Source organism: Mucilaginibacter sp., assembly GCF_041660805.1.
Lineage (GTDB): Bacteria > Bacteroidota > Bacteroidia > Sphingobacteriales > Sphingobacteriaceae > Mucilaginibacter.
Genome location: NZ_JBAZVP010000003.1, coordinates 61,119 through 77,713, shown reverse-complemented (window position 1 = coordinate 77,713; position 16,595 = coordinate 61,119). Strand labels below are relative to the sequence as shown.

The window sequence follows — 16,595 nt, the reverse complement described above, 5'->3', positions numbered from 1 at the left end:
CTCGGGAAGGTGTCTATATATCGCTAATTATTTAATGGATTGGCGGTATTTAGACATATAATTACTATCTTGAAGGACATCCAAATTAAAGAAAATGAAAAAACCTACAGTCCCATCCGACATAAACGAGACTGAACAAAGCGGCTACAATATTGAAGCTATGGAAATGGATATTTTACTTTCTTTAAGTAAGGATATTGCTTCGGTTCGAAGTAAAGAGGATCTTTTTCAAATTATATACCCAAAACTGAAACAACTTTTTGCAACAGATGATATATTTATCTGCAAACTGGATAAAGCAAATAAAACCTTAAACCCCATCCTTAGGGTTAGTGACCAAAGGCGTAATAAACATATTGCTTATCGAAATATAGTCAACACCGACCTTCCCATCCATGATGGCTTTATTGATACAATTCTGAATGCAAAAGTACCACTGATCTTTGATATTGAGGAGGTAAATAAGTGGCTTTCCCCACCTTCATATATGCCAGTTATAAGAGCGGCAGGACTGGTAGAAAGTTTATCAATAGCTTTATGCCATGGAGGTGATCCTATTGGGATTTTGACACTTTGGTCAGAAAAAAAATATTCTTTTACACCCCATCATCTTCAGCTAATAGGAAAAATTGCGCCCCAGATTTCTTTTGTCATTACCAATATTTTGGCAGAAGAGGCTGCCCGACAAAGAGAGCACGAAAATGAAGCGCTTCTTCTAATCAGTAATGAAATTGCTTCGATAAGGAACAAGGGGGATCTCGCAAAAATTTTCAGTACTACCTTGAAAAAATATATCAATTTTAACGATGTGGTTGTTATGATCTATAACAAAGACCGAAATGTTTACCAGGTATATATTTGTGAGGTGGAAGAACGAAGAATGAAAAATCCTGATTTTCAGTCGGCAATGTCTGCGGAGTATCCGCTTCAGGATAGCAATCTCTCCAATGCCCATACGCCAACAATCATTGATGTTGAATTCCTGGTAAAGTATACAAATAGTCCTGCAACGTTTATCTATAAGGCAGGAATCAAGGAAATTTCGGCCATTAAATTGGTTGATGGAGACAGGCTGATCGGACTTTTTGTTCTTTTATCAGAACAACGCCTTTCTTTTTCCCAAAGCTCGTTGTATATTATGCAGAGGATCTCCTATCAGATATCCATAGCCGTTGCCAAACTACTCGCCAACGAAGAAATTGAGCGAAGGGAGGCTGAAAAAACCTTATTACTTTCTTTAAGTAATGAGATGTCACTCGTAAGAAGCAAGGAAGGCCTGGCAAGGATCATCAACCAGAAACTAAAAAAATTATTCTCTATTCTTGATTATACGATCGTGGTTCTTCAGGGCGCTGAGATGACTTATGGCCCATACCTGTTCGACCCTGAGGATACTCCTTTCGACAAAAAGACTGAACTTATCGATACATTGTTTAACAATTATAAGTTTGAAGAGGGATTTTACAATGTGGTGCTAGAGACTGATGAACCAGTGATCTTCGATATTGATGCGATGATGTATGCAGGTGAGGTCCCAGGCCATATCAGTTTTTTTCACTCCCTTGGAATTAAAGTTATTGTTGGTGCTGCTTTACGTATAGGAGAACAGGATATGGGAATATTATGGATTCAACCAGCGCAGGTAAACTGCTCCGAAATTATCATGACCAATGTTTTTAAAGGAGTGTGTTCCCAGATATCAATTGCCCTGGCTAATATCATTGCTAACGAGGACATCCTTAAAAGACAGCAGGAAAAAGAGATTATGCTTTCTTTGGGCAATGACATTGCCTCTATCAGGAACAGAACTGATTTACTAGGTATTATAACTCATCAGTTTAAAAAACTCTTTCGTTATAATGATGCCTCAATTATTATTTTGAACAAAGAGGACAACACTTACAGTGCCTTTGTGTTGGACATGGAAGAGAAGCGGGCCAATCATATTGATTGCCTTCCCAATTCAATTGGAATTTATCCAATTGCCGATGGGATCTGCGATGTTATTTTAGACGCTGACGGCCCGGTTATTTTGAGTTACCAGAGCATTTTAGAAATAAAAACAGCCCCTAGCTGGGCAGTTTTTTTGCATGAAAATGGTATAAATGAAATGGTGTCTGTTGCTTTGCGCGAAGGCAAAGAAAATATTGGCGCCTTTTTTCTTCATTCTGAAGAGAAAGATTATTTCAATAAACATCAGTTCAATCTCATCCAGGGAATTGCTTATCAATTGTCTGTAGCTTTAGCAAATGTTTTGGCAAACGAGAAAATAACAAAACAGCTTGATGAGATCAATACTTACAAACAACAGCTTGAAGTCGAAAACCTATACCTTCAGAAAGAAATATCGGCCGATGACAACTATAGTGAAATTATTGGTACAGGTACTGAAATGCAAAAAGTGTTTCATTTGTTGTCACAAGTCTCTTTTGCCAATAGTACGGTATTGATTTTAGGTGAAACCGGTACCGGAAAAGAACTAATTGCAAGGGCGCTTCATAACATTTCGCCACGTAAGGATAAACTGATGGTGAAGGTCAATTGTGCTTCTATACCTGCCAATTTAATAGAAAGTGAGCTTTTTGGTCATGAACGGGGTAGTTTTACCGGTGCAACAGACAGAAGGATTGGTAAGTTTGAATTGGCCAATCATGGAACACTGTTTCTGGATGAAATTGGCGAAATTCCCTTTGAACTTCAGTCAAAACTCCTGAGAGCCTTACAGGAAAGGGAAATCGAAAGGATTGGTGGCAGGAATGCCATTAAAATCGATGTAAGGATAATTGTTGCCACAAACAGAGATATCGAAAAAGAGGTTAATGAAGGACGCTTTCGCCAGGACCTTTTTTATCGGCTCAATGTTTTTCCAATAAACCTGCCTCCTTTGAGGGACCGCAAAGAAGACATCCCCGTACTGGCCGCACATTTTATATCCAAATATTCGAGAAATGCCGGCAAAGGGATAAAGAATATTTCCAGTAAGGTTTTGCAGGATCTGATGGCTTATGACTGGCCGGGAAACGTAAGGGAAATGGAACATCTCATAGAAAGGAGTATCTTGCTTAGCAATGGTGACACGATAAAAAACATTCATTTACCGGTACTGAAACGCCCGGAAACAGGATCTTCACTTGCTGAACTTTATATTAAAACTATTGATGAAAATGAGCGTGACCATATATTGTCGGTCTTGAAAAAATGTAAAGGAAAAGTATATGGCAAGGGCGGGGCTGCTGAAATATTAGGCGTTCCGGTGTCAACTTTGAATTCTAAGATTAAAAAATTTGGGATTAAAAAAGAACAGTCCTTTCAATAAACAGGACTGTTCTTATAGTAAGTGCACAATGTGATTGATTCATAGCCAGATTCCAGAAAGAGCCTTAGTCTCGATATCTTTGGCAAAGAGCGGAGTTTCCTCTTTATTATGCGCTCCGGCATTTTGTGCCATGTTATCTTTAACTGGCTCCAAATCAGTTATGTTTACTTTTTTCAATAGCGAAATAAAGTCCTCTGTCGACGATACTATGACCCGGTTGGCGAGTTCTGTACTGTTACCTGTTAGTTTTTTGATTTTTAACTCCCAGGTGATACCTAGCTTTGTTTGGCCTAAAGGCGAAAAAGAGTCTGAAATAGAATTAACCCTGCAGTGTTCTTTCTCGCTTATGTCTTCGATGTAATGTTGTATGAGCAAATTATCAGCTATTTGTTCCACATTTATCGACATGCGTTTCCCCTCGTTTGAAACTGTGCTCCCGGCAGCAATATGTGCTGGTGAACACGCCTGGTACTCAATATCTTTTAATGTAAACAACCATTGTGAGAGATTAATTTTTTCAATTGGGGCAGCAATAATTGCGGTCGAAGTGCTGTCTGCAAGTATATCCATGATCTAGGTTTTTATTATTCTGGTAAATTCCTCTGTTGATAAAATCGCATGACCGTAATTTGGGAAATTGGTTTCCGTTGTTGCACGGATCTCCTCCCATGTAAAGGCTGCTATCCCATCTTTGATAAGGGTCACATGATAACCCAGTTCCACAGCATACCTTGCGGTCGAATCAATACAGGTATTTGCCCTCATCCCAGCGAGGATTACATATTCAATGCCATGCATCCGTAATAAAAAGTCAAGATCTGTATTGGCGAACCCACTGCCTGTCCAGTGGTTCTGAGCAATCAGATCACCTTCCTGAGCCACAAGTTCGGGATGAAACTGCGCGCCCCAGCTGCCTTTTTCAAACAATGTGGTATTCTTACTTCCTGCATGTGATGGCGACAAGAACTTCCAGTTCATATAATCTCCTTTTGTTGTATGGTGATGCGGTGCATAAATGATCTGTACCTTGTTTTCTCTGGCGCTGCCAATCAGTGCCTTCATGTTTTTTACCAATGCAATACCTTCTACGGTTTCCCGGGTATATGCCCATAATTTTCCTCCTTCTGATAGGAAATCATTAAACGGATCAACCAGTATCAATGCCGTTTTCTGTGGTGGATATGCTTCCATCAGTTTATTTTTTAGTTAGATTAATAAAATCAGTAATGTATTTTGCAGAGAGTTCCGGATATTGATGCTGAGGCCCATGTCCTGACTGCATGAAAGTAATCATCTGCGCGTTTGTAAGCTGTCTTGTAAACGGATACCAATTTTCAACAGCAAAGCTTATATCATGATCCCCACATATTATTAAAATGGGAGTTTTGGTGGTTTTCAGTTGCTCCCTGAAATTTGATTTGTCTTCACGAAACCCGGCGCCGCCTTTAAAATAAAGATTAAAAACTTCCATTGTCGAAGGTATTTTTGAGACGTCAATCCTTTTTGCGATGCGGTCATGTGAGGCCTTCGCTGCTGCAACGCTAGCCTCGGATTTTGGTTCAAAAAAGAGTACAACCTCATCGTCAAAATTGTTAATTGGTTTTAAAGCGGCATCAAGAAAAGCTTTCTCTACCGGGACTTCATTTTTTCCTGGAGGCCCGGTCCCAATAAAAATAGAATGGGTAATCAAATCCGGATACATCAGGGTGGCAGCCTGTGCCACCAATCCCCCGTATGACCATCCCAAAACAATGAATTTTTTAAGTTTTAATGCCTGGGACAGATCTTTGATATCTTTGGCTACAATTGCGATATCTGTTGGTAAGGTACCTGTAGAGGAACCAATCCCTGTATATTCAAAAGTGATCACATTGAAATTTTCTGCCATTTTATCCAGAAATAGAGGATCCCAGGTATCCAGCGTTCCTCTAAACCGGTTGACAAAAATAATGGGAGTACCTTTTCCTATAGATCGGTAAGCTAGTTTTCTGCCTTCAACTTCTGCAAACCTGGTTTCGGATTCTATTGCTTTCTGTCCGTAACTTCCCAGGTTTGCAAGTAGGAGTATTGCTAAAAGTGATGACTGTCTGATAAATAAATTTTTCATTTTCTACATTTAAACTTTTCCGTAAGTATTTATTTCAATGCGCGTTTAAGTTCTGCCCCGGCATACAACAGTGCCGATTGTACCTCAGGTATATGGGCCAGTGGGTTCAATAGTCCATAATCATGTATCATACCCTGATATCTTACAGAGGATACGGCTACGCCGGCCTCATTCATCTTTTTAGCATAGGCTTCGCCTTCATCCCTCAATACGTCATTCTCGGCAGTTTGGACCAGTGCGGGAGCTAATCCTTTTAATTGTTCAACTGAGGCGTGTATTGGGGACGCATAGATATCCTTCCGTTGACCCAAATCGGGTAGGTAATTGTTCCAGAACCATTTCATCATGTTCTTTGTAAGAAAACGATCTCTGGCAAATTGATTGTAAGAAACCGTTTCAAAGGACGCATCGATAACTGGCCAGAAAAGTACCTGAAGTTTCAGTTCAGGGCCTTTTTTTTTGTTGGACATCAGTGCAACTGCAGCAGCCAAGTTGCCACCTGCACTGTTCCCGGCAACAGCCAGGCGCTTGCCGTCTACATTAATGTCCGAGCCATAAGCAGATACCCATTTGGTAGCAGCATAACACTCGTTTAAGGCCATAGGGTATTTGACTTCTGGAGAGCGGCTATATTCTACATGTATGGCCACGCTTCCAGAATTGACAACCAGGTCTCTGATAAACCGTTTGTGGGTAAAGAAATCTCCGATTACCCAGCCACCACCATGAAAGAACATAAACGCAGGGAGATTGCCTTCTACCCCGGAAGGACGTACGATGAATAGTTTCACCGTTATTCCATCTTGTGTGATCGTTTTTTCGGATACATCAATTCCTGATACATCAACCTTAACGGAAGATTGCGCACCTTCAAGTACTTTTCGAGCCTCAACTGCTTGCAGTGTTTCCATAGGTTTGCCTCCGCTAATGTTCAGTGCTTTTAAAAAGCTTTTGGTCTGGACCTCAATAGCAGGATCCGTAGCATAATCTGCTACTGTTATTTCCGTTTTCATACTTATTCCATTTTGCTGTTTAGAATTTGAATTTTCATTGTTTACATGTTTACAGCTTGTAGCGAATAATATTACAAGCATCAGATAACTTGCGCGTTTCTTTAACTTTCAAGGGAACTTTCAACTGTAATCTGTGCGTTTAGTACTCTGTTGACAGGACAATTAAGCTCCGCATCCCTGACACTTCTATCAAAAAGGGCCTGGTCAATTCCCCTTATCTTTGCTTTTACTTTAAGATGTGAGGCCGTTATAGAACCATTTTCAAAATTTATATAAGCGGTAGTTTCCAGGCTGTCTGGCACAAAGCCGGCGTCAACCAGTACAAAACTCAGTTTCATGGTAAAACAACCGGCATGTGCTGCTGCAAGCAACTCTTCGGGATTAGTTCCCTTTCCTTCTGCAAACCGACTATTGAATGAGTATTGTGATTTGTCCAATATAATGCTCTCAGTAGTCAAATGGCCGTTGCCATCTTTTCCAGAACCATGCCAGACTGCTGTTGCTGTACGTTTCATCTTTTAAGTATTATGTTTGAACTAAAAATCCCAGGATACCCTGAGGTTATTTCTTGCTTCCTTTTGCGGCATTTTCAATAGCCCAGGGGGATAAACAAACCTGCAAATACCATGGCAAGAAACATGGGCAAGCAATTTGTTTTCCCTGACGACGTTTTTCCTTTCCATTTTTGTTTTTTTAAAATTTTTAAAATTATTGTGATTTTTTTGTCAGACTTCCTTAAGCGAAGAATTCATCTAAATACTTCCACTCCTGATTTGCAATCAAAATTATCCAATGGTTGAAAAATGTAATGGAATTGATGTCATGATGAAGCCCTTTTAATTGCCGGTCTAGATGTTAATTCGCCAGTTTATTTCACCTGCATTAGAGAAGAACCCGCCCCAAAAATGCTCTCCTTTGTTGCAGCTATGATTTCATGGGGAAAGCCCAGTGCAATTGAACTCATTTCATTCAGGCGATCCATCTGTTCTGGTGTCAGGCTCGCCTCAAGTGAACTGAGGTTATCGGTCAACTGTTGTTCAGTTCTCGGGCCTACAATTATAATGGGAGACAAAGACGTTTGAGCGTGTTTTTGACGTAACCAGGCCAATGCCACATCGAGGGTTTTTACCCCGTTTTCTTGTGCAATTGCTTCTAATGTATCTATAATTGCAGTTTCTCTGGCACTACTCTCTGCCTTCATTAGTGTTCCTCCCCAAGCTTTTTGTCTTGAAACACTGTCCTGCACCGAAGCGCGGTATTTTCCGGTGAGCGTACCACCAGCCAGGGGCGACCAAAATGCGACGCCAAGTCCCAATGCTTCAGCCATAGGCAGCAACTCTCTGTCGGCGGATCGCTCAATCAGGTTATATTCGATCTGAATGCCGGTTAACGGAGCCCAATTGTTCAGATCAGCTAGTGTTGCGGCGCTGGCAATTTGCCATGCTGGGAAATTCGAGAAACCCGCATAAAGAATTTTTCCCTCACGTGTCAGGTCTTCCAGGGTCTTCATTACTTCTATGATCGGGGTTTGACCATCTGAAATATGTGCCCAGTAAATATCTAAATAATCGGTTTTAAGTCGCTTCAGACTCGCTTCAATCGAGGTTCTGATGTTTTTTCTGCTATTTCCTGTTGTCAAAAGGGTATTTCCACCCGTCGAAAATTTAGAGGATAATACCAGATCCTGTCTTTTCCCCTTGATTAAGCCGGACAATATTTTTTCAGACTCGCCGCCCTGATATCCGTCAGCAGTATCTATGAAGTTCCCGCCAGCGTCTATATATCTGTTGAATATTTTTTCTGAGGTTGCTTCATCAGCACCGTGACCCCATTGTGTGCCGAAATTTCCTGTGCCAAGTGCTATTTCAGAAACCCTTAACCCTGTTTTTTCCCCAAAAATTTTGTAGTTCATAACGTTTTTAATTAAATATGTTAAAGCACGCCTCGAGTTCATAAAGAAGCTTAATCCTAATGTCTTTCAAACTTTGTCTCTGCCTGGCATTTCTGCAAGGGTGTTAGCGATCAAACAACTTTGCAGTTTTCCTCAGCTCCCGCATCAGCTAGTTCAAAAAAGAATTTCCTTTAGGTTCCTATTGGATCAATGCTCAGGGTGAACTTCTTACTCAGATCAATGAAAAGCTTTGAATCACGACCGGCCAGCGTTTTTTCAAATAGTTTTTCATTTTTTTTTAAATTTTAAGGATTATTGCGACATTTTTCATTAGACTTCCTTAAGCGAGGAAATCATCTAAATACTTCCACTCGTGATTTTCAATTCAAAATTATCCAATGGCGAAGCGGTCAACAATTGACAAACAACGCCAATCCTTGTACGTTTTATCCCAATGCACTTATGGCTGCACCTATTAATGCCAGAAATTCTTAAGATTGCATCACATTGGTTACTATACCTCACGATGATGAAGTAAGTACACGAGGTTTTCCACTTCAGACACCCCTAATGGCGTGCTGTACAGAATACAACTGATATGATAAAACCGGGGTATTAATTTTCAAATATAGAACATCATGGAAAGATCAAAAACTATCGTACTCATTCACGGAAATTTTGTGAATAACATCTGTTGGGCAGATTGGAAGCACCACTTTGAACAAAAAGGCTATAAAGTTTATACTCCCGCGAATTCTGGACACGAAGGAAATCCTGCGGACCTTAGAGCGCAAGTCCATCCTGCCCTTGTTAAAACAGGGTTTATAGATATTGTAAGCAATATTGCTCAATTAATAGATACTTTGCCTGAGAAGCCATTAATTATTGGCCACTCGATGGCAGGAATGGCAGTCTTGAAATTGATAGAAATGGGAAAAGCAGTCGCCGGGGTAAGTATTGACGGGGCACCGCCGAAAAATGTTTTCCCACCGTTCCAAACGCTTAAGACCGTATTACCGGCTTTTGGTTTTTTTTCTTTCGGTAAATATTTTATGGGTAGCCGTAAGTGGTACAATAATGCGTTTTTCAATACCATACCGGATACGGAGAAAGAAAAAGCCTTTGAAAAATTCGCGGTTCCGGAAAGTTATAAGGTTAGTCGTGAGTTAGTTTTAAATTCCTTTTCAAATATAGACTTTAAGAAACCTCACTCGCCAATTTTATTTGTTGGCGGCGGTAGTGATCATATCTTTCCGCCCAATCTTACACAAACGATCGCCGGAAGATACAAGGATACAAATAGTCGGATTGATGTGAAAATATTTGAAGGCAAAAGTCATTTCATTTGTGGCGAGCAAGGCTGGGAAAAAGTAGCCGATTATATTTTAAATTGGTATGAATCTCCAAAAACGGCATCCATGCTTTAAGTCTAAGGGAAGGGAATTGTTATTATTACCCAATCTCCGTTTCATTAAAGTGCTTTAATTCGCTCAAAACGCGCATTTGGTCAATAAATTGGTTCGAAACAGACCCAGTTAGGGGACCTTTGAGAACAGGCTCAATGTATTATGCATAATCACAAATTGGTGGACGTTACGAAAATTGACGATAAGACAGAGATTAACTATAGCCATATGTATTTTGTTTTACTTTGGAATTGAGTTAAAATTTCCTTTAATTAGCGTTGAGTTATCCACATTCATTCCTGTAAAAAAGGAGCAAAAAGGCCCCGTAAATTTTGCTACTGATTTGTTACTAAAAACTTGTAACTATCTGATAATCATACTATAAGTACTTTCTGTATCGGCAAGTAGGCAGTCAAAATAACCCAATTTTAACGCAAACAAAATCTACATAAATTACTTATAATCAACTATTTATGTTGATAACTCTTTGCGTCTGAATTTTGATTTTTCTTCATTTTTTGTCGATATTTGTTCCCTATTTGTTCCCTATTTGTTCCCTATTTGTTCCCTATTTGTTCCCTATTTGTTCCCTATTTGTTCCCTAATTGTTCCTCAAATCAGTTTTTGTTCCTCGTGTCAAATACAGAGGGGAAATTATTGGACAAAATTAAACACTTTTTAACATAATTATACAAATTAGGGCGAAATGATGAAAGTTGACGATTTTAAAATTTTATCCAAAAAAAATATATTTTTTTTTCGTTAGCAGTAGTGATTTTACCTGTCATTTCTCTTTGTGAGTGTAATTTATTATAAATGAGCTAAATAGGCAATGAGTTCCAACATAAAAATAACACGGATATGCCAGCATTGCGGCAACGCGTTTGAAGCCAAAACAACGGTCACCAAATTCTGCTCGGTGCAATGTGCAAGACGCGCTTACAAGACGGCGTTAAAGGATAAAAAGATAGAAGCCAGCAACAAGCAAGTGAAATCTGTCAGGCAGGCTCCGATTGAATTGCTCAAAGCAAAGGAGTTTTTAACCGTAAGGGATGTAGCCATCTTACTCAATAGCTCCCGGCAAACGGTGTATAACCTGGTCAATTCCGGCCAGATCAGGGCGGTTAATATCAAGTTGAAAAAGACCTTGATCCCCCGGTCAGAGATTGATAAACTATTTGCATTGCCTGAAGTCAAACCGGCAGCGCCCGATATAAGGAATAGCTGGATAAATTTTATCAACCCTTTTCGTGGATTATTAGTAGCCGGTACGCCGGGTGCCGGTAAATCCTATTTCGTTATAAGGCATATCATCGACCAACATATCAAAAAAGGCTTTTCGATGTTTATTTACGACTTTAAATATGACGACCTATCGAAAATCGCCTACAACAAGCTGTTGCAGTATAAGGCCAATTACAAGATCAAACCAGCTTTTTATGTGATAAATTTCGATGACCTTAACCACACCCACCGCTGCAACCCGCTCGACCCGCAAAGCATGAACGATATAACCGATGCAACCGAGGCATCAAGAACGATCATGTTAGGTTTAAATCGCGAATGGATAAAGAAGCAAGGTGGTTTCTTTGTCGAAAGCCCCATTAATTTTTTGACAGCCATTATTTGGTACTTGCGCAAATACGAGGGCGGCAAATATTGCACCTTACCGCATGTTATTGAACTGATGCAAGCTGATTATGACCGTCTGTTTGTTGTATTATTGAAGCAGCCGGAAATAACAGCTTTGATTAACCCCTTTATATCTGCTTATAATAATAATGCTAAAGCCCAATTAGAAGGACAGGTAGCCAGTGCTAAAATCGGTTTGGCAAGACTTGCTTCACCACAATTATATTATGTGCTGTCAGGCAACGATTTTTCCTTAGATGTAAACAATCCGAAAGAGCCGAAAATCATCTGTTTAGGCAATAACCCACAGAAGTTGCAAATTTGCGGCGCGGTATTATCTTTATATATATCCCGCATGATCAAGCTGGTTAATCGCAAAGGCCAGTTAAAAAGTAGCCTGATCTTTGACGAATTTCCAACCATATTTTTTAATAACATGGATAGCCTGATCGCGACGGCACGTAGTAATAAGGTGGCGACCACGTTGGCGGTTCAGGATTTTAGCCAGTTGAAGAAAGATTATGGCGCGGAAACTACACGGCGAGGTTTCCTGCCATAGTGATCCAATCTCCAGACACGGAATCATCTTGTTTAATTGCAACTATAGCACCCGTACTTAGATAGGGAAAACTGATTAATCGCCCGCTTCTTGCCGTAGGATAGGAAGAATTTAGATTTGATTTTGATATGGTAAACGAACTTGAGCTATCAACTGATACAAAGTCCTCGAATGGCAATAATAGAATATCGCCATTACTATCTCTAACTAGAAACCCAAGATTTTCAGTTGCTGTTGGCGGTGTATCTATGTTAAGATTCTTTATATTAACAAACCCCGACTGTCTATTGATAGTCATTGGCTGATCAATTAAAGAACCATTGTCTGCATATCTGTTAATTTGGTAATCGCTCCCTGCATTTGAGCCCGTTTCTGCTGAATTATTTACTGATGCAAGCCATCGGTTAACATTATTTGTTTTATACCAAACACCGGCTTCTACTCCAGCCAGCCTGTCAACATTATAATTATTTGCAGTGCCTGAGAGGACTTTGTAGTTGGCACTCTGAAAAATCGCTGTTTGATTATTAATATATTCGGTATTATAGGTGCTTCTACTCATTTCCGCCCAAATAGTTCCGTTCCAAACAAATGAAATGATTGAATTAGTTGCGCTTACATAAGTCGGTGTAATGATGCCAATATTGCCTACAAGCCTGTTTATTATACAATTTGGTATCGTAAATAGTAAATGAATTACTCTACCATAATAAACACCTGTAACGGTATTTATGCTATTGATAGTCACCGCGCTGCCAGATATTTTAAAAAAATCTCCATTTAAAGGTAGTTTAGCGTCATTAGTTGGACTTACAACTACTGAATCTGTTGATACGGGAAGTCTATTAACATAAATATTATTAGTGCCGGCGTCTACAATTGTACCATTTCCGCCATCAATTATATTTCCTGTAGAACTATTTGAAATTAAAATGGTTTCTTGCGTTGGTTGAACGCCTTTCATAAAGTTATTTGAAATAAAGTTTCTTGTTGTCAAGGCGTTAAGCAAAACGATGCCCGCGGCTACTGAATTTGTATCGTGGTTAATGATATTATCGGTTACACTACAGTCTTTTACATTTTCAAAACGAATATTTGAAGTAACACTACTTCCGGGCGCTGTTATATATGATGAATTGGAAATGGTGTTACCAGAAATTACATTGTTTTTTGCAGGCACGGACGGCGTGCTTCTTGATCCAATTATAAAAATCGCTGGAATATCTATTTCAATCAGTGTGTTAGAGACAATTGTACAATTCTGCATAAATCCATAAACACCATAGTGGCATTTTGATATCGTATTTCCTGTAAAAACAGAGTTTATAGCTGTTGGAGTAGGTTGCCCGGCAATATGTTCGGAACCAACACCAAATCCCATGTTTGTTATTGTGTTGCCTACAATTGAGCATTCAGAGCCATATCTGAGAAATACTCCCCACCCGGTTTTTGCATTTATCGTATTATTAACAATTGAAACATTTCTCGAATAAACACCCGCTCCACTGCTTATTGCACCCCAAACCACAATTCCATCAGAGGTGCCGTTCTCCACAACATTTGATGAAACAACGGAATAGTCGCAATCTGTCCATATAATTACACCGCAATCTGTATTATTGATGTAATTATTAGATATAATTATACCAGGGGAGCTATGAACATTTATTGCCAAATAACCATTGTTTTGTAACGTTGTGGCCGAAACTTTACAATTAGTTGAAGTGAAAAAGTTTAATAATGCCACACCTGCAGTTGGTGAACCTGGTACAATACCTTTGTTACCATCTAAAATAATATCTTCAATTATTACGTTTGTACAATTAGTAAATGTCAAAAGCGTGTCGTTTATCACTGCACTGGAGTGGGTTTTTAAAGTGCCAACACCTGATATGATAATATTTGAAACTCCTATTAAATTTTTTGCATAAAATACACCTTTATTAATATATAGGTTTTTTCCTTCAGCTGCATTAATAGCAGCTTGAATTAGCGCGCTTTCATTTCCAACACCCACAACACCAAACCAGCTCAATTCGATAACGCCATCATTTACTCTTTTAAAAACATCACCAGCAGTATCTCTTAAAATAGTCCCGGTATTATCTGTTGAGATTGTATCGGAAGCGTCAAAGTACCAAAATCCCTGCTGCCCAATATCTGTTGTATAATATTGATCTGTGGTTAATGGAGCAGACATACCTCTTATGCCTGCAATAGTGGTTTGAATAATTGCCATACTTTTGGATTTGAAATTTGGTTAATAATAACAGAGAGATTTTTCAAACAAAATATGGGTGAACTGATGTGCAATCACCCAGCGCGTTAACTCTATTTTTTATGAATTAGTTGCTTGAGTTATTCGTCCCGTTTACCAAACATCTTTTGAAAATCTTAATGTCATGTTTAAGATGATTAGTTGCTTTTAGTGATTTATTTGTTGAATTAATTTAAAATTCGGTGATTTTCATTCACCCCTTTCCAATCAAAAATTCATCTAATGATATAATGAAACTGTAATGGATAGGCAACCAAAAGGCAACGCATTAAATCATTATTACAAAGAAAATATTCAAAATTATTGATCATTAAATATTCAAGTTAATTCATTCATTCTAATATGAAACGATTTCTACTTCTAATTTCCTTATTAACGTCCTTTTCTGTATCAGCTCAATTAAGAATACCTAAATTTTTTTCTAACAACATGATCCTTCAAAGAGATCAGAACATCAAAATATGGGGTTGGGCCAAAATTGGAGATACCATCAACCTGACCTTTAATAATAAACGCTATAAAACGGTTACCACTTTGGCAGACAGTACATGGAGTATAAAATTACCCGCTACAAAAGCTGGCGGCCCTTATGTGATTTTAATTTCATCTGCAAAAAAAAACCTGCAGCTAAATAATGTTTTGTTTGGGGACGTATGGTTTTGCAGCGGTCAGAGCAATATGAATTTTCGTATGAATGCTGTTCGTGATTTTTCTAAAGAAAAGGAAGATGCAGATTATTCCATGATCAGGCAATTTGATGGATTCAGAATAGGTGCCGAGACCCCGCAACAAGATGTTGTTAAAGGTAATTGGGCGCCTTGCAACAGCAGTTCAATCCAGGAATTCTCTGCCGTTGCCTTTTTCTTTGCAAAGAATCTTTATTTAAAAAACAAGGTTCCCATAGGTATTATAAATGCTTCCTGGGGCGGTTCACCAATACAAACCTTTATGAGCAGGGCCGGGCTACAGGATTTTTCAGGATATGATGATAAAATAAAAGCCATTACACCAACATTTATAGCTGATTCAAAAAAGACTTATAATTTGATTAATCAAAAATGGACAAAAGACTTTTATGCAATAACAGATTATATCTCTCAAGATCTAAAACTAACCCGAAACACCAATTTTTTCGATAGTAATGATTGGCTTACTATTCATGTACCCGGATATATAGAAGCTCAAGGGTTTAAAGTGAAAAACGGAGTTAGCTGGTATAAAAAAGAAGTAGAGCTTGATGTAACGCCTACCGATGATATAAACATTGATTTAGGCAGAATAAAACTCTCTTGTGTAGTGTTTATTAATGGTCAGCTTGTTGGTAAACAATCTTCTATTTGGTACAATTCAAATTATAAAATTCCAAAAGGGGTTTTAAGAAAGGGCACAAATGAAATACTTGTGTGTTCTTATAATGAAAATGGGGATACCGGATTTCAGCCAATTTACACGCCCCGGCTTATCATTAATACACTTCCTCAAAAAATAATTTCAATAAATGGGAACTGGCTTTTTAAACAAGGCAAAACGTTTGACAAACCTGGTGTGCTGGGTAATTTGGCACCTATCGAATCTTTTGAACATCAATACCCTACCCTTGTTTATAATTCTATGATCGCTCCTTTTTTCAAATATTCCTTTAAGGGTATTGTTTGGTATCAGGGCGAGGATAATAGCAGATATTCTGTTTGTTATGATTACGAGAAAATGCTCACTAATTTGATAAAGACCTGGAGGTCATCGTGGGACTCCCCGAAACTTCCTTTTTTAATTGTACAATTAGCAAATTATCATCCTGTATATCCTGAACCAACTCCGGGGGCCTGGAGTATTGTTCAGGAAGCACAATCAAAAGTTGGCCAAAACATGCCCAATACCGGCTTTGCAGTTATAAATGACATAGGCGACGCTGTCAATATACATCCAACAAACAAACAGGAAGTAGGCAGAAGATTAGCTCTTGTTGCAAGGGATTTGGTTTACAATGAGAGCAACATAACCTCAATGGGGCCAACGTATAAATCAATGAAAAGCAAATCGGATACCATAATCTTAAGCTTTAAAAATATGGGTACCGGTTTGATCAGTAAAAATGGAAACGGAAATTTAAATGCTTTTTGTTTAGCTGGAAAAGACAGTGTGTTTTACAGAGCGAAGGCAAAAATAGCAGGTGATAAGGTGTCGGTGTTTTCAGATAAGGTGCCAGATCCGGTTTATGTAAGATATGCATTTGAGGACAATCCTGGTGAAATTAATTTCTACAATAAAGAAGGACTACCGGCTGTTCCGTTTAGAACCGATAACTTCCCCGTAAAAGAATTAAGTAAAAAGCCATAAGGGATACTTGTTTAAAAATACATTCACCCTTTTTATGAATGAAAATCATCTAAGTA

General features: G+C 38.8%; 10 protein-coding genes and 1 pseudogene. 4 read left to right on the top strand and 7 right to left on the bottom strand.

What is annotated here, in order from left to right:
* Positions 1–94 precede the first annotated feature (94 nt).
* Positions 95–3,316 carry a sigma 54-interacting transcriptional regulator gene (locus WC743_RS05725; protein WP_373010889.1) on the top strand — a complete coding sequence of 1,074 codons (3,222 nt, stop codon included), beginning with the start codon at positions 95–97 and terminating at the stop codon, positions 3,314–3,316.
* Between the two features lie 39 nt (positions 3,317–3,355).
* Here WC743_RS05725 and WC743_RS05720 read toward each other — a convergent pair whose 3' ends face one another.
* From WC743_RS05720 to WC743_RS05695, 6 genes are all read right to left on the bottom strand, one after another.
* Positions 3,356–3,886 carry a hypothetical protein gene (locus WC743_RS05720; protein ID WP_373010888.1) on the bottom strand — a complete coding sequence of 177 codons (531 nt, stop codon included), beginning with the start codon at positions 3,884–3,886 and terminating at the stop codon, positions 3,356–3,358.
* 3 nt (positions 3,887–3,889) lie between these two features.
* Positions 3,890–4,507 (bottom strand): cysteine hydrolase family protein, encoded by a 618-nt coding sequence (locus tag WC743_RS05715; protein ID WP_373010887.1) that lies wholly within the window; start codon positions 4,505–4,507, stop codon positions 3,890–3,892.
* Between the two features lie 4 nt (positions 4,508–4,511).
* Positions 4,512–5,423: an alpha/beta fold hydrolase gene (locus tag WC743_RS05710; protein WP_373010886.1), complete on the bottom strand. Its 912-nt coding sequence runs from the start codon at positions 5,421–5,423 to the stop codon at positions 4,512–4,514.
* 29 nt (positions 5,424–5,452) lie between these two features.
* Entirely contained in the window at positions 5,453–6,517 is a 1,065-nt protein-coding gene (locus tag WC743_RS05705; protein WP_373010885.1) for an alpha/beta hydrolase, read from the bottom strand.
* A 20-nt stretch (positions 6,518–6,537) separates the two neighbouring features.
* Positions 6,538–6,951, bottom strand: a complete 414-nt coding sequence (locus tag WC743_RS05700; RefSeq protein WP_373010884.1) for an OsmC family protein — start codon at positions 6,949–6,951, stop codon at positions 6,538–6,540.
* 353 nt (positions 6,952–7,304) lie between these two features.
* Entirely contained in the window at positions 7,305–8,348 is a 1,044-nt protein-coding gene (locus WC743_RS05695; RefSeq protein WP_373010883.1) for an aldo/keto reductase, read from the bottom strand.
* A 617-nt stretch (positions 8,349–8,965) separates the two neighbouring features.
* Here WC743_RS05695 and WC743_RS05690 point away from each other — a divergent pair.
* Together WC743_RS05690 and WC743_RS05685 are read left to right on the top strand one after the other, a co-directional pair.
* Positions 8,966–9,754, top strand: coding sequence for an alpha/beta hydrolase (locus WC743_RS05690; protein WP_373010882.1), 789 nt, complete (start codon positions 8,966–8,968; stop codon positions 9,752–9,754).
* An 811-nt stretch (positions 9,755–10,565) separates the two neighbouring features.
* Positions 10,566–11,897, top strand: a pseudogene (locus WC743_RS05685) (type IV secretory system conjugative DNA transfer family protein); the annotation flags it as partial.
* Between the two features lies 1 nt (position 11,898).
* Here the strand turns inward: WC743_RS05685 and WC743_RS05680 are convergent.
* Positions 11,899–14,163 (bottom strand): NosD domain-containing protein, encoded by a 2,265-nt coding sequence (locus WC743_RS05680; RefSeq protein WP_373010881.1) that lies wholly within the window; start codon positions 14,161–14,163, stop codon positions 11,899–11,901.
* 468 nt (positions 14,164–14,631) lie between these two features.
* On the opposite strand from WC743_RS05680, the gene WC743_RS05675 reads away from it, so the two are divergent.
* Positions 14,632–16,539 carry a sialate O-acetylesterase gene (locus WC743_RS05675; protein WP_373010880.1) on the top strand — a complete coding sequence of 636 codons (1,908 nt, stop codon included), beginning with the start codon at positions 14,632–14,634 and terminating at the stop codon, positions 16,537–16,539.
* The last annotated feature ends 56 nt before the right edge of the window (positions 16,540–16,595 follow it).